At 58.8% G+C, this 25683-nt stretch carries 20 protein-coding genes; 11 read left to right on the forward strand and 9 right to left on the reverse strand.

The genetic code is table 11. From position 1 onward, the window contains the following. Positions 1 to 78 precede the first annotated feature (78 nt). Positions 79 to 747: a phosphoglycolate phosphatase gene (locus IT895_RS06565; protein ID WP_233337386.1), complete on the forward strand. Its 669-nt coding sequence runs from the start codon at positions 79 to 81 to the stop codon at positions 745 to 747. An 18-nt stretch (positions 748 to 765) separates the two neighbouring features. Here the strand turns inward: IT895_RS06565 and IT895_RS06570 are convergent, their stop codons facing one another. Then, the gene (locus IT895_RS06570) at positions 766 to 1683 is read right to left on the reverse strand and encodes a metal ABC transporter solute-binding protein, Zn/Mn family (protein WP_199285068.1); all 918 of its coding nucleotides are present in this window, start codon (positions 1681 to 1683) and stop codon (positions 766 to 768) included. Between the two features lie 271 nt (positions 1684 to 1954). Here IT895_RS06570 and IT895_RS06575 point away from each other — a divergent pair, with 271 nt between their 5' ends. The 3 genes from IT895_RS06575 to trpC all read left to right on the forward strand — a co-directional run bounded on the left by IT895_RS06575 (position 1955) and on the right by trpC (position 4520). Beyond that, positions 1955 to 2560 (forward strand): anthranilate synthase component II, encoded by a 606-nt coding sequence (locus IT895_RS06575; protein WP_442786530.1) that lies wholly within the window; start codon positions 1955 to 1957, stop codon positions 2558 to 2560. 35 nt (positions 2561 to 2595) lie between these two features. Then, positions 2596 to 3615 (forward strand): anthranilate phosphoribosyltransferase, encoded by a 1020-nt coding sequence (trpD, locus tag IT895_RS06580; protein ID WP_085917455.1) that lies wholly within the window; start codon positions 2596 to 2598, stop codon positions 3613 to 3615. 101 nt (positions 3616 to 3716) lie between these two features. Beyond that, entirely contained in the window at positions 3717 to 4520 is an 804-nt protein-coding gene (trpC, locus tag IT895_RS06585; RefSeq protein WP_199285070.1) for an indole-3-glycerol phosphate synthase TrpC, read from the forward strand. Here trpC and IT895_RS06590 read toward each other — a convergent pair. From IT895_RS06590 to IT895_RS06605, 4 genes are all read right to left on the reverse strand, one after another. Continuing rightward, complete coding sequence (locus IT895_RS06590; RefSeq protein WP_199285071.1) at positions 4517 to 7660, reverse strand: efflux RND transporter permease subunit; 3144 nt, start codon at positions 7658 to 7660, stop codon at positions 4517 to 4519. The genes trpC and IT895_RS06590 overlap by 4 nt on opposite strands. Positions 7661 to 7678: 18 nt before the next feature. After that, the gene (locus IT895_RS06595; RefSeq protein ID WP_233337387.1) at positions 7679 to 8755 is read right to left on the reverse strand and encodes an efflux RND transporter periplasmic adaptor subunit; all 1077 of its coding nucleotides are present in this window, start codon (positions 8753 to 8755) and stop codon (positions 7679 to 7681) included. Between the two features lie 74 nt (positions 8756 to 8829). Further along, complete coding sequence (gene ydiJ / locus IT895_RS06600) at positions 8830 to 11928, reverse strand: D-2-hydroxyglutarate dehydrogenase YdiJ (protein ID WP_199285072.1); 3099 nt, start codon at positions 11926 to 11928, stop codon at positions 8830 to 8832. A gap of 88 nt (positions 11929 to 12016) precedes the next feature. After that, positions 12017 to 12607: a DUF4202 domain-containing protein gene (locus IT895_RS06605; RefSeq protein WP_199285073.1), complete on the reverse strand. Its 591-nt coding sequence runs from the start codon at positions 12605 to 12607 to the stop codon at positions 12017 to 12019. 162 nt (positions 12608 to 12769) lie between these two features. On the opposite strand from IT895_RS06605, the gene serS reads away from it, so the two are divergent. Next, positions 12770 to 14047 (forward strand): serine--tRNA ligase, encoded by a 1278-nt coding sequence (gene serS, locus IT895_RS06610; RefSeq protein WP_199285074.1) that lies wholly within the window; start codon positions 12770 to 12772, stop codon positions 14045 to 14047. Here the strand turns inward: serS and IT895_RS06615 are convergent. After that, positions 13992 to 14825, reverse strand: a complete 834-nt coding sequence (locus IT895_RS06615) for an SIMPL domain-containing protein (RefSeq protein WP_199285075.1) — start codon at positions 14823 to 14825, stop codon at positions 13992 to 13994. The genes serS and IT895_RS06615 overlap by 56 nt on opposite strands. A gap of 204 nt (positions 14826 to 15029) precedes the next feature. On the opposite strand from IT895_RS06615, the gene IT895_RS06620 reads away from it, so the two are divergent. Then, a complete protein-coding gene (locus IT895_RS06620) occupies positions 15030 to 16133 on the forward strand; it encodes an AI-2E family transporter (protein WP_085917462.1) in 1104 nt (367 codons plus the stop codon). Positions 16134 to 16176: 43 nt separating this feature from the next. On the opposite strand, the gene trxA is transcribed toward IT895_RS06620, so the two are convergent. After that, positions 16177 to 16560, reverse strand: coding sequence for a thioredoxin (trxA, locus tag IT895_RS06625; protein ID WP_139839338.1), 384 nt, complete (start codon positions 16558 to 16560; stop codon positions 16177 to 16179). Between the two features lie 254 nt (positions 16561 to 16814). Between trxA and cysB the strand changes: the two genes are divergently transcribed. Beyond that, positions 16815 to 17789, forward strand: a complete 975-nt coding sequence (gene cysB / locus IT895_RS06630; RefSeq protein ID WP_085917463.1) for an HTH-type transcriptional regulator CysB — start codon at positions 16815 to 16817, stop codon at positions 17787 to 17789. A 13-nt stretch (positions 17790 to 17802) separates the two neighbouring features. Here cysB and IT895_RS06635 read toward each other — a convergent pair whose 3' ends face one another. Both IT895_RS06635 and pabB read right to left on the reverse strand, forming a co-directional pair. Continuing rightward, positions 17803 to 18423, reverse strand: coding sequence for a phosphoadenosine phosphosulfate reductase domain-containing protein (locus IT895_RS06635; protein WP_199285076.1), 621 nt, complete (start codon positions 18421 to 18423; stop codon positions 17803 to 17805). Positions 18424 to 18540: 117 nt separating this feature from the next. Then, positions 18541 to 19896 carry an aminodeoxychorismate synthase component I gene (gene pabB, locus IT895_RS06640; protein ID WP_199285077.1) on the reverse strand — a complete coding sequence of 452 codons (1356 nt, stop codon included), beginning with the start codon at positions 19894 to 19896 and terminating at the stop codon, positions 18541 to 18543. A 274-nt stretch (positions 19897 to 20170) separates the two neighbouring features. Here pabB and IT895_RS06645 point away from each other — a divergent pair, with 274 nt between their 5' ends. Genes IT895_RS06645 through acnD form a run of 4 tightly spaced genes read left to right on the forward strand, consistent with a single transcriptional unit; the run spans position 20171 to position 25677 of the window. Continuing rightward, entirely contained in the window at positions 20171 to 20911 is a 741-nt protein-coding gene (locus IT895_RS06645) for a GntR family transcriptional regulator (protein ID WP_085917526.1), read from the forward strand. A 42-nt stretch (positions 20912 to 20953) separates the two neighbouring features. Continuing rightward, positions 20954 to 21856 carry a methylisocitrate lyase gene (gene prpB, locus IT895_RS06650; protein ID WP_199285078.1) on the forward strand — a complete coding sequence of 301 codons (903 nt, stop codon included), beginning with the start codon at positions 20954 to 20956 and terminating at the stop codon, positions 21854 to 21856. Between the two features lie 56 nt (positions 21857 to 21912). Continuing rightward, complete coding sequence (gene prpC / locus IT895_RS06655; protein WP_199285079.1) at positions 21913 to 23040, forward strand: bifunctional 2-methylcitrate synthase/citrate synthase; 1128 nt, start codon at positions 21913 to 21915, stop codon at positions 23038 to 23040. A gap of 12 nt (positions 23041 to 23052) precedes the next feature. Further along, on the forward strand, positions 23053 to 25677 hold the full coding sequence (gene acnD / locus IT895_RS06660; protein WP_199285080.1) for a Fe/S-dependent 2-methylisocitrate dehydratase AcnD: 2625 nt from the start codon (positions 23053 to 23055) through the stop codon (positions 25675 to 25677). Positions 25678 to 25683: the final 6 nt, after the last annotated feature.

The following is a 25683-nucleotide window of genomic DNA, read 5'->3' on the forward strand; positions in this document are numbered from 1 at the left end:
GTTTCATATAGCAAAGCCGGTCTCAGGGCGCGTCCTGGAGCCAGCTTTAGGTGATTTTTAAGTAGAAAGGATGGTCACTTGCACCCACTTCTTCACGGCAAGCGTATGATTGCCTTCGACCTCGATGGCACGCTCATCGATTCGGTTCCCGATCTAACGGTCGCGGTAGCCCATGCGCTGGCCGACCAGAAATTGACAATGCCAACGTCAGATAACGTTCGCGACTGGGTTGGAAACGGCGCTGCCGTGCTGGTTGAGCGGGCATTAACCTGGACGCTGGGCACGCCACCCGATGCCCGGCTTTTTGAGCGTGCTTACGCGGGGTTTTTACACCATTATGCGGCGGCCCCCAATCAGTTGACCACCTTATATCCTCACGTCGGGCAAGCACTGACGGCGCTCCGCGAAGCAGGCTATATCCTGGTGCTGATCACCAATAAGCCAGAGCGCTTTATTGCGCCTATTTTGGACCACTTCGAGTTGAACGCCTGCTTTAATCTGTGCCTGGGCGGTGATTCCCTGGCTGAGAAGAAGCCTTCCCCGTTACCGCTGCTGTACGCTGCTAACGCCTGCGGTGTGCCCCCCGGCGATTGCGTGATGGTGGGGGATTCACGACATGATATCGTAGCGGGTAAAGCCGCTGGTTTTACCACCCTGGCGTTGCCCTATGGCTATAATCACGGCGAACCGATCAGCCACAGCGATCCTGATGCCGTACTGACGTCACTCGCCGAGATGATCACCTGATATGAAGCTGCCAGGCTCCTAGTCTTCTTCTCTGGCACCACCCAGGGTGGCGTGCAACTGTTCGGCGTTGTGGCGCAGCATGTCCGCGTAGCTGGATGCCGGTCCGTCACCGCCGCTGAGGGCGTCCACGTAGAGTGGCCCCGCCAGGGGAAGACCGACATAACGTGCCTGGGCGTCCATGTGAATCTTTGGTGTGGTGCTCTCGAAAAACAGGCCGGGTGGTCGCTTCTCGGCCAGCCTTGCCTGCAGGCGGGCCATCGCGGCCGGGGTCCCCAGAGTTTCGTGATTGACGCCCCACAAAGCGTCGTACTCGAACGCGTAGGCGTCGGCGAAGTAGGCAAGGCCTGCTTCACTGGTCACAAGCGTTCGGTTCGTCTGGGGAATGCCGCCCAGGCGCTCTTCAATATCGGCATCGAGCTCTTTCAGTGTCTGCTTGAGATCCGCGGCGCGTTGATCGAACGCGTCAGCATGGTCCGGTGCATGTTTTGACAGGGTATCGGCGATAACGTCCACATAAGCAGCGGCGCCCTCGGGGGCCATCCACATGTGGGGGTTCGCGTAGCCTTGATAGCGACCAGAGGTAAGCGGCAGCGCAGGGTAATCTGCATTTTCGGCCAAGGCCACCATGGGCAGATCATTTTCCACAATGGCTTTTACATCGCGCAGCCAGGGCTCTAAATCCAGGCCGTTGTAAAACACGAGATCGGTTTCTTCCAATGCCAGCACATTGGGCGGGGTAAGCTCCCAACGATGGACGTCTTCGTCGGCAGGAACGATCACATCCACGCTTGCAGCGTCACCCGCCACTCGCTTGACCAGATCAGCGATCACCGAAAATGACACCACCACCCGAAGCGAGGTTTGCGCCGTTGTCGAGGGGCTGGCGATCATCAATGCCAGCAAGAGCAGCCCCCATTTCATGACATTGTTACGCATCCCACGCTCCTGACTCTCTTGAAAAGCGACTGATAATAAAGATTGTTCTACCGCGATACCAGTTCCCGTTAGCTGGGAGGCGTCCCGCAAACGCTACGTGACCACTGCGCTGGCAACTTATACCTTAACAGCATAGCGTGTTCCTGTGGGTGGCCCGGCGTCAACGTCTCCTGGTCGCCTTCTTAACCCCTGCAATGACGCACCGGGTTGGGGTATCATCGTGGTAAAGCAGTTGTTACTGATCGTTTTACCTAGACGGGGTAGATATCCAATGGTGCAAGGAGAGGTCGCGCAGCGCGTCCTTATGGTCGACAACTATGACAGCTTCACGTTTAACATCGTCCAGTATCTGGTCGAGTTAGGCGCTGAGGTCGTGACCCATCGTAATGACGAGATCACCATTGAGCAGATGGCGGCACTCTCGCCAACCCATCTGGTTATATCGCCAGGCCCCTGTACGCCCAATGAGGCCGGAATTTCCCTGTCGGCCATTGAACATTTTGCCGGCACGCTGCCGATATTGGGGGTGTGTCTCGGGCATCAGGCCATTGGACAGGTCTACGGCGGCCATGTGGTGCGCGCCCCAGAGGTCATGCATGGTAAAACCTCAGCGGTAGAGCATGATAACCAAGGGGTGTTTACCGGCTTGGATAACCCGTTGGAAGTGACCCGTTACCATTCATTGGTGGTGGATAAGCAACGCTTGCCCGACTGCCTGGAGATAACCGCATTGACCGCTGATGACGACGTTACGCCAGGGGTTATCATGGGCTTGCGACACCGCGAACTCGATGTCGAAGGCGTTCAGTTTCACCCTGAATCCATCCTTACCCGTCAAGGTCATGCGCTACTGGCCAACTTTTTACAACGCGGCTGATCGCCGGAAATACAGCTTTAGGGGCTTTCCTGTTCATGCAAATGCGAGACGCAATTAACGCGGTGATGCGCCGCGAAGACCTCTCTTTCGATGCCATGCACGCGCTGATGCGCCAGATCATGACCGGTGAAGCGTCCGATGCCCAGATTGGCGGTCTGCTGGTGGGGCTTGCCATGAAAGGCGAGAGTGCAGTTGAAATTAGTGCTGCCGCCCAGGTAATGCGAGACTTGATGAAGCGGGTTGAATTGGATGCCGACAACATCGTGGATATCGTCGGCACCGGCGGCGATGGCGCCAACCTGTTTAACGTCTCCACTGCCGCCAGTTTTGTCGCTGCCGCTGCTGGCGCCCATGTGGCCAAGCACGGCAACCGCAGCGTTTCATCGTCGTCTGGCAGTGCCGACCTTTTCGACGTGGCGGATATTTACCTCGACCTGAAGCCTGAGCAGGTTGCCCGCTGTATCGAGCAAGTAGGTGTCGGTTTCATGTTTGCCCCCAACCACCACCCAGCGATGCGCCATGCCATTGGCCCACGCCGTGAAATGGGCGTGCGCACGCTGTTCAATATTCTGGGGCCGCTGACCAACCCGGCCAGCGCGCCCAATCAAGTGTTGGGTGTCTATGCGCCGTCGCTGGTGCCGCTGATGGCGGAAGTGCTGAAGAAGCTTGGCAGTCGCCACGTGCTAGTCGTGCATTCCGAAGACGGCCTGGATGAAATTTCGTTGGCCGCCCCGACCCAGGTGGCAGAGCTTAAGGACGGCGAGATTGCCCAGTACACCATTAATCCCGAGGACTTCGGCATCGAGCGCCAGAGTCTGGCTACGCTCAAGGCTACCAGCGCGGAAGATAGCTTGCGGCTGGTGAAAGCGGCGCTGAGTGGTGACGGTGCGGCGGCGGACATGGTCGCGCTGAATGCAGGTGCGGCCCTGTATTGCGCGGGCGTGGCGGATAGCTTGAAAGAGGGCGTGATGTTGGCTCAGGATGCCCAGGCCTCCAAATTACCGCTTGAAAAGCTAAAAGAATTGTCCCACTTCACCAGCGTTTTCAAGCAGTAGGCGCTTAAACAAACTATGTTTAATAAAGATTAATTTTAATAAAGATTAATTTTAAAAAAATAGTTTTAATGAAGGTTAGTTTTAAACAAGAAGAGATCACCATGACTCAACAGGCAACGCCGACTATTTTAACGCGCATTCTGGACCGCAAGGACCAGGAAGTGGCCGAGCGCCGCCAGGCCGTTTCGGAAGCCGACCTGCTGGCGCTGGGTGAAAAGCAGAGCGCGCCCAGGGGATTTATCGATGCGCTTAATACCCGCATCGCCGCCGGGGATGCCGCTATCATCGCCGAAGTTAAAAAGGCCTCGCCTTCCAGGGGGGTGATTCGTGAGGAGTTTCACCCGGCGGATATCGCCAAAAGCTATGCCCAGGGCGGCGCGGCGTGTCTGTCCGTTCTCACCGATGCGGATTTTTTCCAGGGCCACGAAGATTACTTGATCGCCGCGCGTGATGCCTGTTCGCTGCCGGTGATTCGCAAGGATTTCATTACCCACGGCTATCAGGTGTCCGAGGCGCGGGCGATCGGGGCTGACTGTATTCTGCTGATTGTCGCCGCGCTGGACGACGCCCAGCTTCGTGACCTGAACCAGCAAGCCATCGCCCTGGGCATGGACGTGCTGGTAGAGGTCCACGATGCCAACGAGCTGTCACGGGCCATGGCGCTGGATCTCAAGCTGATCGGCATCAACAACCGCAACCTGCACACCTTCGAGACCAGTTTGAACACCACGCTGGAGTTGCTGCCCAGTATTCCAGAGGGTGTCACGGTGATAACGGAATCGGGAATCCACACCCGTGACGACGTGGAACTAATGCGTGACCACGAAATTAACGGCTTCCTGGTGGGTGAGGTCTTCATGCGTGAAGCCGACCCGGGTGCAGCCCTCAAGCAGCTGTTTTTCTAATCCGGCTGTCGCTTAGTCCGCCGGCTAAGCACCGCCACGGTAAGCGCCGGTAGAAAGGTGACGGTGACGATGGCGGTGCCCAGCAGCCCGAACAGCACGATGGCGCCGACGCCGCGATACAGCTCGGTGCCCTCGCCGGGTAAAAACACCAGCGGCGATAGCCCGCACAGCGTGGTCAAGGTGGTCATGGCAATGGGCCGCAGGCGGCTCTCCACGGCGCTGTATACCGCATCGCGTACGTCCATGGTCGTCTCGCGCAGGTTGATGCGTGCCTGATGGACGACCAGTATCGGGTTGTTGACCACAGTGCCCATGAGGATCAAAAAGCCCAGCATGGTGATCATGTCGAAAGGCTGGCTGATGGCGTTCAAGCCGATACGCGGCAGCATCGCGCCCACGCTGTTCATCAGCCACAGACCGACAATCCCTCCGGCGGCGCCGAGGGGGATGGTCGCCAGAATCAGCAGCGGATAGCCCCAGTGGGCAAAAATCGCCACCAGCAATAAATACACGATCGCCAGGGCAATCAAGCCGTTGCCGGTGAGAGACTGGCGGGTGGCATCGAGCTGGTCGCCCGCACCGCTTACCGTGATATCGATACCGCCAGGTAGCTCGCCCTGATCGCGCATGGGCTCGATCACTTCGCGCTGCATCCGTTCGATACCCGCTTCCAGCGCCACGCTGCGCGGTGGGATCACATTCAGGGTCACGCTGCGCCGGCCATCAACCCGGCGTAGGGTGGCGGTGCCAACGGTTTCTTCGATATCGGCGACGTCGTTCAGCGGTACGTTGAAGCCGGCAGGCGTATGCAAGGGCAGGCTGGCCAAGCGGTCGAGGTCGATATCGCCGGCCTCCGGGCCATAGCCGTAAAGATCAATCTTCTCATCGCCTAGGTAAAAATCGTCCAGGTACGACCCGTTGGTCAGCACGGCAATCGCGGTGCCCAGAGCCTCGGTATCAAAGCCCAGCTCGGCGGCGCGCTCCCAGTCCGGATAAATCTCGATCAACGGCTGGCCCAGATCCAGCGCCGAGGGGCGGGATTGAATACGCGGGTTGTCGAAGGTCGCCTGGGCGCGTTCGTAAATGCGATTGGCCGTTGCGTAGAGGGTTTCCAGGTCATTACCGGCAATATCCAGCGTGATGCTGCGCGTGCCGCCGTCGTTACTCGAGATGATCGAGCCGCGCGCGGCAAAGGCGCGCATATCCGGGTAGGCCTCGTAGCGTGTGGTGAGCGCGTCCATCAGCGCCTCGATATGATTGGGGTCGATGGTTTCGGCAATGATGCGCAGGCTCTGCGCTTCGGCCTGGATGCCCATGGTGCGGATGGGGGGCACGTCGGTGTCGCCGCGTTCAAAGTCCTCAGGGTCGGCGCCGACGTGGGGTTCGAGTTCCCGCTGCAGGTCCTGGGCGATGGCGTCCATGGTGGCGAGGTTGTAGCTTGCCGGGGCGTTCATGCTGGCGAAGGTCTTGGCTTCCTCGCCCTCGGGCAGGTATTCCGCAGGCGGCGTCAGCCCGACAAAAATCGCCACACCGCCAACGATGCCCAACACCACGGCCGCCGTGCGCCGCGCCGTGCTTTTGATCATGCGGTCGACCACCCACAGGCAGGCGCTCATCCAGCGCGGGCGAGTGCCATTGCCGTTATCGCGGCCCCGGAAATCGATATGCGCGCCGAGCGTGGGGATGACGGTAATGGCGACCACCATCGAGACCAGGATCGAAGTGGAGATCGCCACGGCAATATCGGAATACAGCTGGCCGGCTTCCTGCTCGATAAAGAAAATCGGCACAAACACCAGAATCGTGGTCAGCGTCGAGGCGAGCACTGCCGACCAGACCTGCTTGACGCCTTCAAGCGCCGCCTGGAAACGGGCCAGCCCGCGCCGCCGTTGGGTCTCGATACTTTCGAGCACGACAATGGTGTTGTCGATGGTCATGCCGATAGCAAAGGCCACCCCGGCCAGGGAAATTACGTTCAGGGTGCGCCCGGCAAGCAGAAGGCCGAGAAATGCCGCAATGGTACAGATGGGAATGCCGATGATGCCGGCGAAGGTGGCCCGGGCCGAGCGCAGGAAGGCGTACATCACCAGAGTGGCAAACAGCGCCCCCAGGCCCAGGTTGACCCAGACGTTGGCAATCGAGGACTCCACGTAGCGAACGTCGTCGCTGGATAGGATCATCTGCATGCCCTGTTCGGCCAGCAGGCCTTCATTCAGAGCCTTCACCTCGTCCAGCATGGCGCGCTTGATGTCGATGACGTTGGCCCCCGGCTCGCGACGCACCTGAACGCTCAAAACTGGCTCACCAGTCGAGTTGTAAGAGCGCGAGGTCAGCTCGGCGTAGGACTGCTGCACCTCGGCAACGTCGCCAAGCCGTGTTACCTCATCGCCCTGGCGGTCAAGGATCAACGCTTCCAGGCTCTCGACATCCTCGAAACGCCCGACGGTGCGCAGCAGATAGCGGCGTTTGCCACTTTCCAGTTGGCCACCGGAGACGTCCTGGTTGCGTTCCCGCAATGCGTTCTGGATATCACTGATGCTGATGTCGCGGGCGGCGAGGGCGTCGGGGTCGAGCAGTAGTTGCATCTGCCGTTCGGCGCCGCCGGAGACGGTGACCTCCGACACGCCGCTAACGCTTTCCATGCGCGGGCGCACGTTATCTTCCAGATAGTCGCGCATGGCTGGCATGTCCAGATCGCGCGGATTGCCTTCGCGGGGGCCGACGTTGAAGTACATGAACGCATTGGCCGAAAACGAGTTGGCGACGATGCGCGGCTGGTCAACGTTGGTGGGGTAGGAGGGCACCTGGCTCAGGGCGTTGTTGACCCGAATGAGCGTTTCGGTGAGGTCAACGCCAAACGGAAATTCCAGCTCAACCTCGGCGCTGCCGCTGCTGGCGGTGGATTCCATACGCTGCAGGTTGGGGACGTTGCGTAAATACTCTTCCTGCTCGATGAGGATATCCTTTTCGATATCCTGCGGGTTGGCACCGGCCCACTGGGTTTCAACGCCAATCACCCGGGTTTCCAGGTCGGGAATCATTTGCACGGGAATCCGCCAGATGGCGGCAATGCCCACGATCAGCAGAATCAGGGTGACGACACTGACCAAAATGCCGTGACGGATGATGGCGGCAAACATGCGCGAGGGCGCTCCTTGTTAATCGTCGTCGATAAGGGACAAGGTCTGCCCCTCTTCCAGGCGTTCGTTGCCGACCACAATGACGCGATCGCCCGCCTCGATACCGTCCAGCACCGCAACGTTGCCTTCGTGGCCGCTGCCGATCTCCACGCGTTGTTCATAGGCGCGCCATGCGTCGTCTTCCTGGCGGGCCAGCCATACGCTCACGCTGCCGTCCGGGCGGCGGATCAAGGCATCGCGGGGGACGCTTGGGCCTGTCTCGCCTTCAAGCAACAGCCGCCCTTCGAGCGCCATGCCGGGCAGCAGGCTGAGGGCTTCAGCAGGCTCGGCGCGCAATAGGAACTGGCGGCTGGTGGCGTCCTGGGGTACCCGTGCCTGGGGGCGGGCGGCGTACCATCGGGTATCGCCTTCCAGCCGGATCTCGAGAGTGGCGTCATCCATGCGGCCATAGGCCGAGAAAGGCACAGGGAAGTCCAGTCTCAAGGCGTCAATGTCGACCAGCGTCATCAGGGTGTCCCCGGGCGTGACCCATTCACCCAGCTCGCTGTCGCGCTGGGTGATCAGTGCATCGAAGGGCGCGGTGATGGTGTGGCGGGCCACGCGTAGCTCCCAGAGCGCGTATTCGGTCTGCCGGGCGTCTAGAAGGGCCTCGGCCGCTGCCAGCGTGTTTTGCCGCCGGCGCTGTTCGCTGACCGCAATATTTTGTTGTGCGGAGAGCTGGTTGGCTTCGTTGAGGCGCTGACGGGCATCGTCGCGATCAGCGCGGGCCTGATCTATATTGGCCTGGGCGCGCTGGCGCTCCAGCTCGGCTTCACGGCTATCCAGTGCCATCAGCCGTTCACCCTGGCTGACCCGGTCGCCGAGGGCGACGTCAAGGGACGCAACCTGGCCCGCTTCGGCGCTGGAAAGCTGCGAGGTGCGCGGGGCGGAAACGCTACCGGTCAGACGCAGCGTCTCGATACGCGGGGTGTCTTCAACCCGCTGGGTTTCGACTCGGGCGTCCTGTGCGGCGGCCACGCCGATGCCACCCATCAGCAGGGCCAGTGTCGTGGCGCACGCCCGAAGGACGCGAGCGATAGTCAACAATCGTCGCAAGATGATTCCCCGGCTCTAGGATTGCGCCCAGCATGCCAGAATCAAACGGTCGGTTGGCGTTGGTGGTATCAACGTTATCCGCGCTTGAGCGCGCTCAATAGCGCCTGCAGCGGGTGAGGCAGCACCTGGCTTGAGTAACGCTTCACCTGGCTGCGACAGGAGTAGCCTGTCGCCAGTAGCTTGCCCGCATTCTCTTCGGCGTCAACCTGCGGCTGCCAGGACTGCGCGTAGATGACCTTAGAGGTCGCCACGTTGCGGGTTTCATGGCCGTAGGTGCCGGACATGCCACAGCAGCCGGTACTGACCAGTTCAAGCTCCAGCCCGAAGGCGGCGAATACCTGCTGCCATGCCTTGGGGGAGCCCGGCGCATTGGTGCTTTCGGTGCAGTGGGAAAGCAGTTTGAAGCTGGGGTCGCTCAGTTCCACCGGGCGGCTAGGCAGGGTGTTGAGGCGGGTGGCCAGCCACTCCTGGAGCATCAGCACCTCGGGCACCGCCGCGCTGCCCAGCGATTTGACGTACTCCTGGCGGTAGGTGAGGGTCATCGCCGGGTCGATGCCCACCAGGGGGATGTCAAAGTGCGCCAGCGTACGCAGCCGCTCGGCCTGTTTCCGCGCCGTGCGTTCGAACGCTCCCAGGAAACCCTGGACGTGCAGCGGCTTGCCGTTGGCGGAAAACGGCATGACGAACACCCGCAGGTTGAGCCGCGACAGCAGTTCGACGATATCCATCACCAGCTTGGCTTCAAAGTGGCTGGTGAACGCGTCCTGCACGATGATCACGCTGTTGGCGCGCTGCTGTTCGGTGAGCAGCGCAAGCGAGGTCGGTGTGGCCTCGGCCACCCCCCAGGCGCGCAGCTTCTTTTTCAGGTTGGCCCGGGACAGCGCCGGGGAGTCGCTGATGCCTACGCCTTTGCGCATCAACTGCTCGACCCAGTGCTGGCCCATGATGGCGTTGTACAGCGGGGCGGCTCTGGCAAAGGTCGGCAACATGAACTCGGTGCCGCCAATGACATAGTCCCGCAGCGGGCGCAGGTAACGACCGTGGTAGACCTCCAGAAACTGCGAGCGGAACTGCGGTACGTTGACCTTGACCGGGCACTGCCCGGCGCAGGATTTGCACGCCAGGCAGCCCGCCATGGCGTCATAGACCTCATGGGAGTAGTCGTGGTGCTGCCTGCGGCTCAGCGTGTTGGCTACCCGCCGTGGGAAGTGCTTGATAAAGCCCCAGCTGCTTTCGGCGTTTTTCCTGCGCGACTCTTCCACCACGTCGATACCCGCATTGGACTGCAGGCGTAGCCACTCACGGATCAAACTGGCGCGGCCCTTGGGGGAATGGCGGCGGTCGCGGGTGGCCTTCCAGGAAGGGCACATGGGGTCGTCGACGTCGTAGTTGTAGCAGGCGCCGTTGCCGTTGCAGTAGACCGCGGCGTCGTAGGCCTGCCAGGCCCGTTCATCGATGGTGCGGTCGAGCTGGCCGCGCATCGGCACGCTGTCGATGGTGAGCAGCTCCGGGTCGTGCTCCCGGGCGATCAGCTTGTCCCCTTCACCAGGGGAGGCGATCTTGCCGGGGTTGAGCTGGTTATAAGGGTCAAACGCGGCTTTGACTCGCTGCAAGCTGGGGTAGAGCTCACCAAAAAATGTCGGCGAGTATTCCGATCGGACGCCCTTGCCGTGCTCGCCCCATAAAAGCCCCCCGTATTTCTGGGTGAGCGCGACCACTTCATCGGAGATTGCCCGAATCAGCGCTTCCTGAGCCGGGTCTTTCATATCCAGCGCCGGACGAACGTGCAGTACCCCAGCATCCACGTGGCCAAACATGCCGTAGTCAAGCCCCCGGGCATCCAGCGCCGCACGGAATTCGGCAATGTAGTCGGCCAGGTGCTCGGGCGGCACCGCGGTGTCTTCCACAAACGGCAGCGGGCGCTTTTCGCCCTGAACGTTGCCCAGAAGCCCAACCGAGCGCTTGCGCATGCCGTAGACGGTCTGGATCTGACCGCGACCTTCGGCCAGGGTGTAGCCCAGCCGCTCGACGGTGGCATCATGGCGCAAATGCTCGGTGAACGCGCGAACCCGCCGGGTCAGCGCATCGGGGTCGTCGTCGTTGAACTCGACCAGGTTAATGCCGCGAATGGCGGTGTCACCGGCCGGAAAAAATTCGGCCACGCTGTCCCATACGAAGTCGTCCATGGCGAGTTGCAGCACGGTGTCGTCGATGGTTTCGATGGACGTGGGGCGAGCGCTTGACGCCATCAGTGCTTTGGCGTCACGCAGGGCCTCCATAAAACCGGCGTAGCGAACGTTCACTAGCGTCGAGTGCTTGGGAATCGGCAAAACGTTCAATACCGCTTCGTTCAGAAAGCCCAGTGAGCCCTCTGAGCCGCAGAGCAGGCTGTTGAGGTTGAGCTGGCCGCTATCGTCACGCAGGTGGGCCAGGTCATAGCCAGTCAGACAACGGTTGAGCGGCGGGAAGGTGGTCTCGATCAGTTCGCGCTGCTGGTCGATAATCTTGGCGGCAGTGGCGTGGATCCGGCCGAGAATGCCTTCTTGCGCGCATTCAGCGGTTTCTTCTTCAACGCTCAGCGGGCGACTATGTAAGTGCTTACCCCCCAGCAGCACCGTGTCGAGTTCAAGCACATGGTCGCGGGTCTTGCCGTACTCGCAGCTGCCCTGGCCGCTGGCGTCGGTGGATATCATGCCGCCAATGGTGGCGCGATTGGAGGTTGAGAGCTCCGGCGCGAAAAACAGTCCGTGAGGCTTGAGCGCGGCGTTGAGCTGGTCTTTGACCACGCCCGCCTGGACGCGCACCCGGCGATTATCCGCGTCGATCTCGATAATCTGGTTCATGTGGCGGGAAACATCCACCACAATGCCGTCGGTCAGCGACTGGCCGTTTGTGCCGGTACCGCCCCCACGTGGGGTCAGTACGATATTGCGATGGGGCACTTCGCCCGCCAGTCTGGTCAGACGCTCCAGGTCTTCGGCGTGCTTGGGGAAGACCGCCGCCTGTGGCAGGCGCTGGTAAATCGAGTTGTCCGTCGCCAGTACCGTGCGGTTGGCGTAATCCGGCGCGATCTCGCCTTCAAAGCCACGCGTTTTCAGCGCCTCGAGAAAACGGACGTAATGGGCGCCCAGGCGTTCAAATGGCGCGGTGCGTGAATCCAGAGATGCAATCATAATTGATCAGGTCGTCACTGCCGAAAGCGGAAAAGAGAAGACAGCTACTTTACCGCAGCGTCGCCGCTGGTGCATCAGGGCGGCGGCGTTATGCCTCGCCCAGGGCTTCTTTGACCAGCGCGGTCGATGATGGCGACATGGGCAGCGTCAACGCCAGCTCATGGGCACGCGGGGACATTTTACGCCAGGTCATCTGTACGATTCGCACCATATGATCGTGCTCGACCTTGCGCGAGAAATCGGCGAAGTAGTTTTCCAGGAACACCAGGCAGGCACAGTCTTCCAGCGCCTGTACCTCGGGATCACGCCCCAGACCTTTCTTGCCGATCATTGCCGCGACGCGTTTGGCCTCCTCAACGCTGTAACCGGCTTTCTCCATCAGTTTGGCAGTAGTTTCGCCTGCCCGTTTGCCCTGGTCGCGCCGCCAGGTCAAATAGCCCACCCGTCCTTTATCATAGTCTTCGCGGGGGACCTGCCAGCGCTGCAAGTGCTGGGCGCGTACCGCCAGTTGCAATAGCTCGCCGGGTGCATCAAAAACAGATTCCAGCCACTTGCTCATCCGCTGGGCATAAGCCAACTCCTGAGGCATGGTGGTGCCATCGTCAAGCGTGGTGGAACGCGGGTCTTGGGCATGAAGCGCATCAATGGCGTCGAGTGTTTGCTCAAAAGCGGAGGTCATTTGAAGCTCGCTTGGCTAATCAAGGTCGATACGCTTATGTTAGCAGTGCTGCGCGCAGCAGGATAACCCCATAGCCCCCCGCCGCGCTTTTGCCTACAATAGTTGCCTTTGTTGTCGGCGCTTTGCGCCGTGGTTCACTGAATTCAGGCCAAGGGATACCTCATGCTCGATCCGAAACTGCTGCGCGGTGATCTTGATGCGCTGGCGCAACAACTGGCACGCCGGGACTTTGTGTTGGATAAACAAGGACTTCAGGCGCTGGAGTCCCGCCGTCGCGAGCTGCAAACCCAGACTGAGCAACTGCAGAACGAGCGCAATACCCGCTCCAAGGCAATTGGCAAGGCGAAGGCCAACGGTGAGGATATTCAGCCGCTACTGGACGAGGTCAGTGACCTGGGCGAGCGCCTGGATGCCGCGAAACAGCAGCTGGCGGAGGTGCAGGCCGAGTGGGACGATGCGGTCAGTGGGATTCCCAATATTCCCCATGACAGCGTGCCGGAAGGCAAAAGCGAAGACGATAACGTTGAGCTGCACCGTTGGGGCACGCCTCGTGCATTCGATTTCGAGGTGCTGGATCACGTCGATCTGGGCAAGCAGTCAGGCTATCTCGATTTTGATTTGGCTTCCAAGATCACCGGCGCACGCTTTGCAGTGATGCGCGGGCCGGTGGCGCGTCTGCATCGCGCACTGGCGCAGTTCATGCTGGATACCCAAACCGAGCAGCACGGCTACGAAGAGTGCTATGTACCGTACATGGTCAACCGCGCATCGCTAACGGGCACCGGCCAGTTGCCCAAGTTTGGCGAAGACTTGTTCCGCCTGGATGATGAGCGTGAATACCACCTGATTCCTACCTCGGAAGTGCCGCTGACCAACTTTGTGCGCGATGAAATCGTTGACCTGGCAGCGCTGCCCATGAAGCTCACTGCGCATACGCCGTGTTTTCGTTCTGAGGCGGGCTCACACGGGCGCGATACTCGGGGCATGATCCGCCAGCATCAGTTCGACAAGGTCGAGATGGTCCAGATTGTCGAGCCGGACAAAAGCTATGAGGCGCTGGAAGAAATGCGCGGCCATGCTGAGGCGATCCTGCAGGCGCTTGAGTTGCCGTATCGCGTGGTGACGCTGTGTACCGGCGATATGGGTTTCGGGGCGGCGAAGACCTACGACCTGGAAGTATGGCTACCCAGTCAGGATACCTTCCGCGAAATTTCCTCGGTTTCCAACTGTGAGGAATTCCAGGCGCGGCGTATGCAGGCGCGCTTCCGTCATCCGGAGGCGAAAAAGCCCCAACTGTTGCATACCCTGAACGGCTCAGGGCTGGCAGTTGGGCGTTGCCTGCTGGCGGTGCTTGAAAACCACCAGCAGGCGGATGGCTCGGTAGTTATTCCTGAGCCGCTACGTCGGTATCTGGGTGGGCTGGAGCGTCTGGCCCTTTAAGCGCCCATTCCACGTTAACGCCTGCTTCTATGCGGATGGTCCCAGGGCGGTATTCGCGGCTGGGGCTATCATGGGTATCGGCACTGACGCTGCCTTCCGCACGCATGGACATCATGCGGGGTTGAAAAATGGGCGATTGGGTTTCTTCAATGTGCTGAACATTACCGAGGTCAGTCTCCAGCGTTCCGGCCATTAGCTCGGCCTTGTGCCGGGCTTTTTCCAGTGCCTTGACCAGCGCTTCGTCGGTAGCAGCGTCACGGTCCTGCAGGTCGAATTGCACGCCGTCCAAGGCGTTCACGCCTGCATCCATCAAGGCGTCCAGCACGTCACCAAGCTGGTCGATATCCGTCAATTCGACGGTAACCGGGCGTTCGAGCCGCGTGCGTTGCAGCGTTTCACCCTCGCCATTACTGCCACGCGGACCTGATACCTGTTCAGGGTAAATATTCAAGGAACCGGCGCTGATCGCATCGCGCTCAAGGCCGCTATCTTCCATGGTGTTTATCAGCTCGCTGGCCCGGCGTTCAAGACGCTCCCGTGCAGCGGTTAATTCCTCGCTGTCGGTGTCTTCAAGGCTTGATAGTGCGGGCGTCTTTTCCCATAAACGGGCATTGAGGGTGGCTTTGTCAGGCGCGACCTCAACAAAGGATTGAGCTTGTACATGTAAGCTCGGGGGCGTTGGGGCTGCCTGGGCCATCGGAATGCTGATCAGGGTAAGCAGTGCGCCGACGGCGAGGCGTTGGCGTAGTGGTGTTTTAGAGGGTAAGCGACATTTCATTGGTAACATCCCTATTATTGCGTGTGCGCTAGGCACATGGCGGAGGAGAAAGAGTAAGACTAGACTCTGCTTGGAATGCGGTAGGCCAAAGAAAGTTCAGCCGTAGCGGTGTGGTGGAAAGTTGTTGCTAGAAGTTTGCACGCTTGGTGCTAAATTCCGTTGTCTTCTGGTTTAGAAGGCGATATTGCTTAGGGATGGAGGGGTATGTCGAAGTTATCGGATGAGGGTTACCGCAGTATTCCGTTGAATGCCACGCTGGCCATGGCGGCTTTGGTGGTCATTATGGCGGGCATGAAAATGGGCTCGGATCTGCTGGTGCCACTGCTGCTCGCCATTTTTATCGCGGTGGTATGCACATCCCCCGTGCATTGGCTGAATCGTTGCGGGCTTAGCTTACGGCTCGCCGTGTTTCTCACCTTGATTTTCATGCTGGTGTTTATATCGCTGATCGGCCTGCTGGTGGTGAACAGTTTCAGTACCTTCATTCAAGCCCTGCCTGATATTGAAACGCGTCTCTACGAGCACTACTGGGATATATTAAATGCGTTGGCCTCGCGCGGCCTGGCGATAGATCCTGATCAGCTAAGCTCGATGCTGGAAATGGAAGGTGAAGGGTCCTGGATGCAAACCTTGCTGGGAGAGCTAGGCAATCTGTTCATGCAGAGCAGCATTGTCGCGTTGCTGGTTATTTTCTTGATGTTCGAAACGCTGAATTTTCGCGATAAGGTGTCGCGGGCCTTGGAAAACCCGGCGCCGAGTTTGAAGCGTTTCAGCGAATTCAGCTTGACGTTGAAGCGCTACCTCGCCGTAAAGACGGTGATTAGCCTGGCGACGGGGATTTTGGTATGGCTTTCTTGCCTGATGGTGGGGGTTGAGTTTCCGCTGCTTTGGGGGGTGCTGGCCTTTGCGCTCAACTTTATTCCCAATATCGGTTCCGCGATAGCCGCGATTCCGCCGGTATTATTGCTGCTGGTTTCTCAGAATGGAGGGATCTGGGAGGCATTGCTGCTGGCATCCACTTACCTGGCAATCAATTTCGTGCTGGGTAACTTGGTTGAGCCGCGGATCATGGGGCAGGCGCTGGGGCTTTCCACCTTTGTGGCGTTTTTATCGCTGGTGGTATGGGGGTGGGTATTCGGGGTTGCCGGGATGTTGCTGTCGGTCGTTTTGACCATGACGCTCAAGATAGCCTTGGACAGCCACCCGCAAACGCGATGGATGGCGCACTTATTGGGTCCAGGCAGTCGAAGAGGGGAAAAATCCAGCAAGCTGGACGCTCGGCGACCGCCTTGGTTAAGACGTCACTGAATGGAATCGTAAAAACCGCCGACGTAGTCGGCGGTTTTTTACGTCAAGCGTTCTGGTCAATAAACTGGGTTAGCTGCGATTTCGATTGAGCACCCACCAGCGATGCCACCTTGGTGCCGGCTTTAAACAGCATGACGGTAGGAACGCCGCGGACGCCTTGCTCTGCCGCGATCTCGGGGGCGTCATCAACGTTCACGCTGACCACCTTGAGGTTTTCGCCTTGTTCGTCGGCGACTTCATCGACCACCGGCGCCATGACTTTGCAGGGGCCACACCAGGGGGCCCAAAACTTCAGTAGGACTGGCTGTTCGGCGTTGAGGACTTCCTGCTCAAAATTGGCGTTAGTAACATCAACATTAGTAGCCATTTGCTTCTCCCGTTTGCGTTGCTCTTGCTGTTTCGTTGCCTCAAATGGAGCAACGGTCATCACGCGATTACATAGCGCATTTCATCGCGCCAAGTCGGCAAATGTTAGCGGGCGAAACGGGGTGTGGCAAATGCGAACGGCATGAAATCGATAAAATAGTAAAAAGTAATAGGTGCTGCTAGGGCCGTTTTTTTATACTATAAAGGCATTATAGCGATTTTTTTTATTCTAATAATGGTTGTGTGAGCCAAGTGCAAAGGCAGCGCTTGTCGTTTCAACGCAATCATCCGTGCATTGACCGGTTAGGTGACACTATGAAACTGCAGCAGCTTCGCTACATTTGGGAAGTGAATCGGCACAATTTGAATGTTTCGGCCACCGCGCAAAGTCTTTACACCTCGCAGCCTGGAATTTCCAAACAGATTCGCTTGTTGGAAGACGAACTGGGTGTCGAGATTTTTGCTCGTAGTGGCAAGCACCTGACCCGTGTGACGCCAGCAGGTCAGTCGATCATTGATCTGGCCGGGCAAGTGCTGCGGTTGACCGAGAACATCAAGCATGTGGCCCAGGAGCACAGCGACGAACGGCGCGGTAGTCTGGCGATTGCCACCACTCATACCCAGGCGCGCTATGCGTTGCCGCCTATTATCAGCGCTTTCACCCAGAAATACCCCGATGTGGCCCTGCATATGCAGCAGGGCACACCCAAGCAAATCGCTCAGATGGTCAGTGAGGGCCAGGCGGATTTCGCCATTGCCACCGAGTCGCTGGAACTGTTTACCGATCTTATTCTGCTGCCTTGCTATCGATGGAACCGCTGTGTGCTGGTACCTAAAGACCATCCGCTGGCCCATCTGGATGCGCCGCTGACATTGGAAGCGTTGGCGGAGCATCCGCTGGTCACCTATGTGTTTGGCTTCACCGGGCGTTCCCAGTTGGATGATGCGTTCAAAGCCAAAGGGCTGACGCCTAACGTGGTACTCACAGCGGCAGATGCCGATGTGATCAAAACCTACGTGCGGCTTGGCATGGGCGTGGGCATCGTGGCCCATATGGCCGTCGACCCGGCCCTGGATGATGACCTGGTGGCGCTGGACGCACGGCATCTTTTTGCAAGCTCCACGACCAAGATTGGTATTCGTCGTGGCACCTTCATGCGCGGTTATATGTACGATTTTCTAACCCGTTTTGCGCCTCATCTTACCCGTGATCGGGTGGAAGAGGCGCTGACCGCGGGCCCGCGTCATGAGCAGTCGTTATTTGACGACCTGGACCTGCCGGAGTACTAACCCGCCGTGTGGGTTAGTGCTGTAAATGCAGTCCGCATTCGCGCTTTTCCTCGACCTTGGTGGGGTCAAAGTAGTCGAAGTTGTTGGGCAGATTGTGGGCTTGCAGATACTGGTACATATCCTTGGCTGTCCACTGAAGTAACGGCGCGACTTTCAACAGGCCGTCAGCATTGCGGCTGACCGGTTGCATCCTGGCACGTTCCGGCGTGTCTTCTGCCCGCAGGGCGGTGAGCCACACGTCCGGATGCATTTCCCTCAGGGCACGTTCAAAGGGTTCGATTTTGACTTCCTGGGTAAAGGCATCGTGGCGCGGGTCATAAATGCCTGGCATGGGGCCTTCCAGTGCCTCGCGATGCGCGCGGGTCCGCCTGGGCAGGAAGCTGACGATGTTGAGGTTAAGCTGCTTGATGACGTCATCAGCAAATTGGTAAGTCGCCTCGGTGTTGTAGCCGCTATCCATCCATACGATGGGAATATCCGGGCGTACCTGGGTCACCATGTGCAGAATGACCGCTTCGAACGGGCGGAAGTTGGTCGTGCAGATGGGCCGTGTGCCCTGAGCCAGTGCCCACTCAACTAACCCTTGAGGGTTGTTGGCAAATTCATTGTTGATCGCTTCAAGTTCTGAGGACATGCTTCCTCCTTATCGTCGGAAAGATCATGCCGATAGGCTACCAAAGAGCAGGCAGGTCGCCCCAATACCGTTTGGTTTGGCTTTTATATTCCTTTTTGATTTAAAGGCCGTGCTTGCTTATTCCAGCGCTTTGATCAAGTGACGAATTTTGTCCAGTGTCTCAGTGTATTCCTCGTCGACGTTGGAGTCGGCTACCAGCCCGCCGCCTCCCCAAACGTGAAGCCTACCGGCGTCTGCCACCACCGTGCGGATGGCAATCGAGGTGTCCATGCTTCCCCGTACGTCGACATACCCGAGGCTGCCGCAGTAAATACTTCGCTGGCAGGGCTCCAGCTCATCGATGATCTGCATGGCACGAATTTTGGGTGCGCCGGTAATCGAGCCGCCGGGAAACGCGGCGGCGAGTAGGGCGAGGGCGGCACGCGGGTCGGGGAGCTGTCCCTGGATCACGCTGACCAGGTGATGAACGTTGGGATAGCTTTCCAGATGACAGAGCTGAGGCACCCTGATCGTACCGGGAAGGCAGATACGGCCGAGGTCATTACGCAAAAGATCCACGATCATGACGTTTTCAGCGCGGTCTTTACGGCTGTTAAGTAACTGCTCGGCGAGTGCTTGATCTTCTTCAGGGGTCATGCCGCGGGGGCGCGTTCCCTTGATAGGGCGGGTTTCCACCTGGCCTTCATGGCTACGAATAAACCGTTCGGGGGAGAGTGAAAGCACTGCTTTGTCCTGCCACGCCATAAACCCTGAAAAAGGCGTGGGGGTGGCCCGGCGAAGTCGCAAATAGGCTTGCCACTCATCACCCTGATAAGACGCCGAAAAACGTTGGGCAAGGTTGATCTGGTAGCAGTCTCCGGCGCGAATGTAATCTTGCACGGCATGAAAGCGCTGATGGTAGTCAGCGCGGCTGAGCTCCGCCTGAAAAGAAGCGGTCAGGCAAAACGGCGCCGTCGCTGGCAACGAGCGGTCAAGCCAGCGCATGACCTGTTCGCGGCGCTCGTCGGTGGCGACCAGCCATGCTTGCTGGGTGTGGTGGTCAAACGTGACGCACCAGTCATAGAGCCCAATTCGGGCCTGGGGCAGGTCGGTGACACACGGCTGCTGGCTGGCAATCGACTGCTGCTCACGGCCCAGGTCATAACCCCAGTAACCGATCAAACCGCCTGCAAAGGGGAGCTCGCCCATGTCTTGTGATGGCACAGGCAATTGGTCAAGCAGCCACTGCTGGGGGGCAAAGGCATCCGGCCAGTCAAGGGGCGCAGTAAGTTGATCGGACGTGACCTTCGACTGACCGTTGGCATCGATCTCAAGCGTCGCCAGTGGGTCACTGCTCATGATGTCAAACCGGCCATTGGCCAACGGGCGCCCGCTATCTAGCAAGACAGCGCCTGAGCGTTGGCGAAGTGCCGCGAACGTCGTCAAGGGGTCAGGTAGGTAGGGCAGTGCCGTCAGTGTTAACGCTGATATCATGAAGCAAACGCCTAGCCAAGTGGGGCAGCATATTTTAGAGGGCGTTAAAGAAGGACACCAGTCGGTCTTCTCGACGGCTTTCTCACGTTAATCATATGGTGAAAGACATTGCCTCCGACGCTTTCCTGCTTCTCGCTAGATTGTTGACACCGCAAGACGTTATTGCCCTAGGTCGTACGACAAAAGGCCTACCTGATCGTACGGTAAGCAAGGTTGACGGCGGTTTTGCAGAGGACTAAAGTTGTCCCATCATTTAATTGTCGACAATTTCCCCATGACCTTATCAGCTGTGACGACACACAAAGATTCATCGGATCATGAAGCAGCCTCTCCGGAAGTGCGCACGCTGGCCGAGCGGGTTTTCCAACAACTCCAGGATGCTATCGTTCGCGGTGAGTTGGCCCCAGGCAGCAAGATTACCGAACCCGGGTTATCGAAAACCTACGGTATTTCGCGGGGGCCGCTGCGTGAAGCGATGCGACGTCTGGAAGCACATCGTTTGATCGAGCGGGTTCCCCATGTCGGGGCTCGGGTCGTCAAACTCTCAATGAAGGAGCTGATTGAGTTGTTTGACGTACGCGAGGCCCTGGAAAGCATGGCCGCCAGGCTGGCCGCCGAGCACATGTCTGCAGACGAGATTCAGGGGCTACGGGACGTGCTGGCACTCCACGAGGGGCAGAGCGATCTTAAGCGTGGTGAGGCCTACTATCAGCGTGAAGGCGATCTCGATTTTCACTATCGTATCGTTCAGGGCAGTCACAACAAGATGTTGATGAACCTGCTCTGCGACGACCTTTATTACCTTGTCCGTCTTTATCGTACCCAGTTCAGCGCCAGCGGCGCGCGTCCCCAGCGTGCCTTTGTGGAGCACCATCGCATTGTCGATGCCATTGAAGCCGGTGATGCCGAACTCGCCGAGTTGTTGATGCGCCGTCACGTCAGCGCCTCCCGCGCCAATGTTGCCGACCGTTACGCCACTATTCTTGAACAACAATCATCGACACCCTCGGAATAAAACGCCATCTACCTGTGTCGCAATACAAAGGAGTCCACGTCCATGTCTCAATCTCCCCAGTCAGGGCTTACCCCCGGTGCACGTTTTCGCGCAGCGCTAGAGGCGAATCGGCCGCTGCCCATTCTTGGCACGATCAATGCCTACACGGCAATGATGGCCGAACGGGTAGGGCACCAGGCGATTTATCTGTCCGGCGGTGGCGTGGCCAATGCCTCTTTTGGGTTGCCCGATCTGGGTATGACCACCATGAACGACGTGGTGGAAGACGCTCACCGTATTTGTGGTGCGACGGATGTGCCGCTGCTGGTGGATATCGATACCGGCTGGGGCGGGGCGTTTAATATTGCGCGCACCGTCAAGGAAATGCAGCGTGCGGGCGTGGCGGCGGTACACCTGGAAGATCAGGTCGCCCAGAAGCGCTGTGGGCATCGCCCCAACAAGGCGATCGTCTCCCAGCAGGAAATGGTCGATCGCATCAAGGCCGCGGCGGATGCCAGGCTCGACCCTGACTTTTACCTCATCGCCCGCACTGACGCCTTTCAGAAAGAGGGGCTGGATGCCGCGATCGAGCGTGCCAATGCCTGTATCGAGGCAGGTGCTGACGCCATCTTCGCTGAAGCGGTGCATACGCTGGACGATTACCGGGCGTTTTGCGAACGGGTCAATGCGCCGATCCTTGCCAATATCACTGAGTTTGGCGCGACGCCGCTTTTCACTCAGCAGGAGTTGGGGGAGGTGGGCTGCCGAATGGTGCTGTATCCGCTTTCGGCTTTCCGCGCCATGAACGCCGCCGCGCTGCATGTCTATCAGAGCATTCTGGACAACGGCCATCAGAAAGACGTGCTGGACACCATGCAAACCCGCGATGAGCTATACGACTTTTTGAACTACCACGACTTCGAACAAAAGCTCGATGCGCTGTTCGCCGAGCAGAAAGATACCTAATCGCCGTTAACCCTTACAACGTTATAACCAATAAAATACGCTAGCAGGAGACCTACATGGCTGATAAACCGCAAAACAGTGCCGGACTGCGTGGCCAGAGCGCCGGTTCCACCGCGCTGTGTACCGTCGGTAAAACAGGCTCTGGATTAACCTACCGTGGCTTCGACATTAAAGAACTGGCTGAAAAGGCCAAGTTTGAAGAAGTCGCTTATCTGCTGCTAAAGGGCAAACTGCCCAATCAAGCTGAGCTGGACGATTACATTGACAAACTCAAAAGCCAGCGTGGCTTACCCAGCGCCTTGAAAAACGTGCTGGAAGAGATCCCCAAAGACGCTCATCCCATGGATGTGATGCGTACCGGGGCATCCATGCTGGGTAATCTGGAGACCGAGGAAAGCTTTGAAGAGCAGGAAGACGTGGCCGACCGTCTGCTGGCCGTGCTGCCCTCGATCATTTGCTACTGGTATCGCTTCAGCCATGACGGCGTACGTATCAATACCGAAACCGACGATGCCTCGGTAGGTGGTCACTTCCTGCATATGCTACGCGGTGAACCGGCCTCCGAGCTGCATGCACGGGTAATGAACGTATCTCTCATCCTTTACGCAGAGCACGAATTCAATGCCTCCACATTCACCGCCCGGGTTTGCGCCTCAACGCTCTCCGACATGCACTCTTGTGTGACCGGGGCGATTGGGACGCTGCGTGGGCCGCTACACGGTGGCGCCAACGAAGCGGCGATGGCGATGATCGAAAACTGGACCTCGCCTGAAGAAGCTGAGCGGGAAATGCTCGGCATGCTGAAGCGCAAAGAAAAAATCATGGGCTTTGGGCACGCCATTTACCGCGAGTCAGATCCGCGTAATGCCATCATCAAGCACTGGTCGAAAAAGCTCGCCGACGATGTGGGCGATAGCGTGCTCTACCCCGTTTCTGAGCGTTGCGAAGCGGTCATGTGGCGGGAGAAGAAACTATTCTGCAACGCGGACTTCTTCCATGCCAGCGCTTACCACTTCATGGATATTCCCACCAAGCTGTTCACGCCGATTTTCGTGATGTCACGGCTTACCGGCTGGGCCGCCCACGTGTTTGAGCAGCGTGAAAACAACCGCATTATTCGCCCCAGCGCTGACTATACCGGCCCCGAGAAGAGCGAATGGGTACCCATTGAAGCCCGTGATTAAGTGAGAGTGACGATGAACACCAATTATCGCAAACCGCTGCCGGGTGTCACGGTCGACGGGACTGCCATTGATTACTTTGATACCTACCAGGCCGTGGAGGATATCCAGCCTGGCGCCTACGCAACGCTGCCGTTTACCTCACGAGTACTGGCCGAGCAGCTGGTGCGCCGCTGTGATCCAGAGCATCTGACGGCTGCCCTCAAACAGCTGATCGAGCGCAAGCGCGACCTGGACTTTCCCTGGTATCCGGCGCGGGTCGTGTGTCACGACATTCTCGGCCAGACCGCGCTGGTCGACCTGGCGGGCCTGCGCGATGCCATTGCCGATAAAGGCGGCGACCCGGCGAAGGTTAACCCGGTGGTGCCGACGCAGCTGATCGTCGACCATTCGCTGGCTGTCGAGCACGCCGGTTTTGAAAAAGACGCCTTTGAAAAAAACCGCCAGGTAGAGGACCGCCGCAACGACGACCGTTTCCATTTTATCAACTGGACGAAAGTGGCCTTCGAGAACGTCGATGTGATCCCGCCTGGCAACGGCATCATGCACCAGATCAACCTGGAGAAGATGTCGCCAGTGGTCCAGGTCCAGCAAGGTGTGGCTTACCCTGATACCTGCGTGGGTACTGATAGTCATACACCGATGACCGATGCGCTGGGCGTGATTTCGGTGGGTGTCGGCGGCCTAGAAGCAGAGAGCGTGATGCTCGGCCGCGCCTCAATGATGCGCCTACCGGATATCGTCGGTGTCGAACTCACCGGTAAACTACAGCCGGGCGTGACCGGCACCGACATGGTGCTGGCGATTACAGAGTTTCTGCGCAGCGAGCGCGTGGTCGGCGCCTACCTGGAATTCTATGGTGAGGGCGCCGATGCGCTGACCGTCGGCGATCGTGCAACGATCTCCAACATGACGCCGGAATACGGTGCGACGGCTGCCATGTTTTACATCGACAGCCAGACCATCGACTACCTCAAGCTTACCGGGCGCGAGGACGAGCAGGTGGCGCTGGTCGAGGCTTACGCCAGGCATACCGGTCTCTGGGCCGACAGCTTGAAAAGCGCCGAATACGAGCGGGTGCTGCGTTTTGACTTATCCAGCGTGACGCGCACGCTGGCGGGGCCTTCCAACCCCCATGCGCATTTGCCGACCTCAGAGCTTGCCAAGCGCGGTATTGCGGTTGATCTGGATAAAGCCCGCGCCGAAGAACAGGCGGGCAGAATGCCGGATGGCGCAGTGATCATCGCCGCGATTACCAGCTGCACCAATACGTCGAACCCGCGCAATATGGTGGCGGCGGGCCTGATTGCCCGAAATGCCAATAAGCTGGGTCTTACCCGCAAGCCCTGGGTCAAGTCATCGCTCGCTCCGGGGTCCAAAACCGTCAAGATGTACCTCGAAGAAGCCGACCTGATGGGCGAGCTGGAAGACCTTGGGTTTGGCGTGGTGGCGTATGCGTGTACCACCTGTAACGGCATGTCCGGCGCGCTGGATCCGAAGATTCAGCAGGAAATTATCGACCGGGATTTATACGCGACGGCGGTATTGTCCGGTAACCGTAATTTCGACGGACGGATACATCCCCATGCCCAACAGGCATTTCTGGCCTCGCCGCCGCTGGTGGTGGCTTACGCTATCGCGGGCACGATTCGCTTTGATATCGAAAAGGATATTCTGGGTCACGATGCTGAAGGCAACCCGGTCACGCTCAAGGATATCTGGCCCGACGACAGCGAGATCGACGCCATCGTGAAGTCGGCGGTAAAGCCTGAGCAGTTCCGCGATACGTACATCCCCATGTTCGACCTGGATAAAAGTGCCCGCACTCAGGTCAGCCCGCTGTATGAATGGCGCCCTCAGAGCACCTATATCCGTCGTCCGCCATACTGGGAAGGCAATATGGCCAAAGAGCGCGGATTGAAAGGGATGCGACCTCTGGCAATTCTGCCGGACAATATCACTACCGATCACCTGTCGCCCTCTAATGCGATTCAGTTGAACAGCGCAGCGGGTGAGTACCTGGACAAGATGGGCCTGCCGGAGGAGGACTTTAACTCCTACGCGACCCACCGGGGTGATCATTTGACTGCTCAGCGCGCCACCTTGGCAAACCCCAAGCTGTTCAATGAAATGGTACGTGACGAGCAGGGTAATGGGGTGCAAGGGTCGCTTGCCCGTATTGAGCCGGAGGGTAAGGTTACCCGGATGTGGGAAGCCATTGAGACCTACATGGCCCGCAAGCAGCCGCTGATCATTATTGCGGGCGCCGATTACGGCCAGGGGTCTTCCCGTGACTGGGCTGCCAAGGGCGTTGCGCTGGCTGGCGTCGAGGCGATTGTGGCCGAGGGGTTCGAGCGCATCCACCGCACCAATCTGATCGGCATGGGCGTTATGCCGCTGCAGTTTGAAGAAGGCACAACGCGCCACACGCTGGAGTTGGACGGCACCGAAATTTACGATGTGGAGGGCACCCAGCAGCCGGGCGCCACGCTCACGTTGTTGATTCATCGCCAGAGTGGCAGCTCCGAACGCGTACCGGTGATTTGCCGCCTGGATACCGCCGAGGAAGTGTCGATTTACACCGCTGGTGGCGTGCTGCAACGCTTTGCTCAGGACTTTCTCGAATCCACTGCCGCCTAGCTGGAG

Origin of the sequence: Halomonas sp. A40-4 (genome assembly GCF_015767635.1) — a bacterium.
Taxonomy (GTDB): Bacteria; Pseudomonadota; Gammaproteobacteria; order Pseudomonadales; family Halomonadaceae; genus Vreelandella; species Vreelandella janggokensis.

Coding starts and splice junctions, on each gene's coding strand:
- IT895_RS06620 (WP_085917462.1), top strand. CDS start 15,030: ATGTCGAAGTTATCGGATGAGGGTTACCGCAGTATTCCGTTGAATGCC.
- ydiJ (WP_199285072.1), bottom strand. CDS start 11,928: ATGATTGCATCTCTGGATTCACGCACCGCGCCATTTGAACGCCTGGGC.
- trpC (WP_199285070.1), top strand. CDS start 3,717: ATGACTCAACAGGCAACGCCGACTATTTTAACGCGCATTCTGGACCGC.
- serS (WP_199285074.1), top strand. CDS start 12,770: ATGCTCGATCCGAAACTGCTGCGCGGTGATCTTGATGCGCTGGCGCAA.
- IT895_RS06590 (WP_199285071.1), bottom strand. CDS start 7,660: ATGTTTGCCGCCATCATCCGTCACGGCATTTTGGTCAGTGTCGTCACC.
- prpB (WP_199285078.1), top strand. CDS start 20,954: ATGTCTCAATCTCCCCAGTCAGGGCTTACCCCCGGTGCACGTTTTCGC.
- acnD (WP_199285080.1), top strand. CDS start 23,053: ATGAACACCAATTATCGCAAACCGCTGCCGGGTGTCACGGTCGACGGG.
- IT895_RS06605 (WP_199285073.1), bottom strand. CDS start 12,607: ATGACCTCCGCTTTTGAGCAAACACTCGACGCCATTGATGCGCTTCAT.
- IT895_RS06575 (WP_442786530.1), top strand. CDS start 1,955: ATGGTGCAAGGAGAGGTCGCGCAGCGCGTCCTTATGGTCGACAACTAT.
- IT895_RS06615 (WP_199285075.1), bottom strand. CDS start 14,825: ATGAAATGTCGCTTACCCTCTAAAACACCACTACGCCAACGCCTCGCC.
- IT895_RS06570 (WP_199285068.1), bottom strand. CDS start 1,683: ATGCGTAACAATGTCATGAAATGGGGGCTGCTCTTGCTGGCATTGATG.
- pabB (WP_199285077.1), bottom strand. CDS start 19,896: ATGATATCAGCGTTAACACTGACGGCACTGCCCTACCTACCTGACCCC.
- IT895_RS06645 (WP_085917526.1), top strand. CDS start 20,171: ATGACCTTATCAGCTGTGACGACACACAAAGATTCATCGGATCATGAA.
- cysB (WP_085917463.1), top strand. CDS start 16,815: ATGAAACTGCAGCAGCTTCGCTACATTTGGGAAGTGAATCGGCACAAT.
- trpD (WP_085917455.1), top strand. CDS start 2,596: ATGCAAATGCGAGACGCAATTAACGCGGTGATGCGCCGCGAAGACCTC.
- prpC (WP_199285079.1), top strand. CDS start 21,913: ATGGCTGATAAACCGCAAAACAGTGCCGGACTGCGTGGCCAGAGCGCC.
- trxA (WP_139839338.1), bottom strand. CDS start 16,560: ATGACCGTTGCTCCATTTGAGGCAACGAAACAGCAAGAGCAACGCAAA.
- IT895_RS06635 (WP_199285076.1), bottom strand. CDS start 18,423: ATGTCCTCAGAACTTGAAGCGATCAACAATGAATTTGCCAACAACCCT.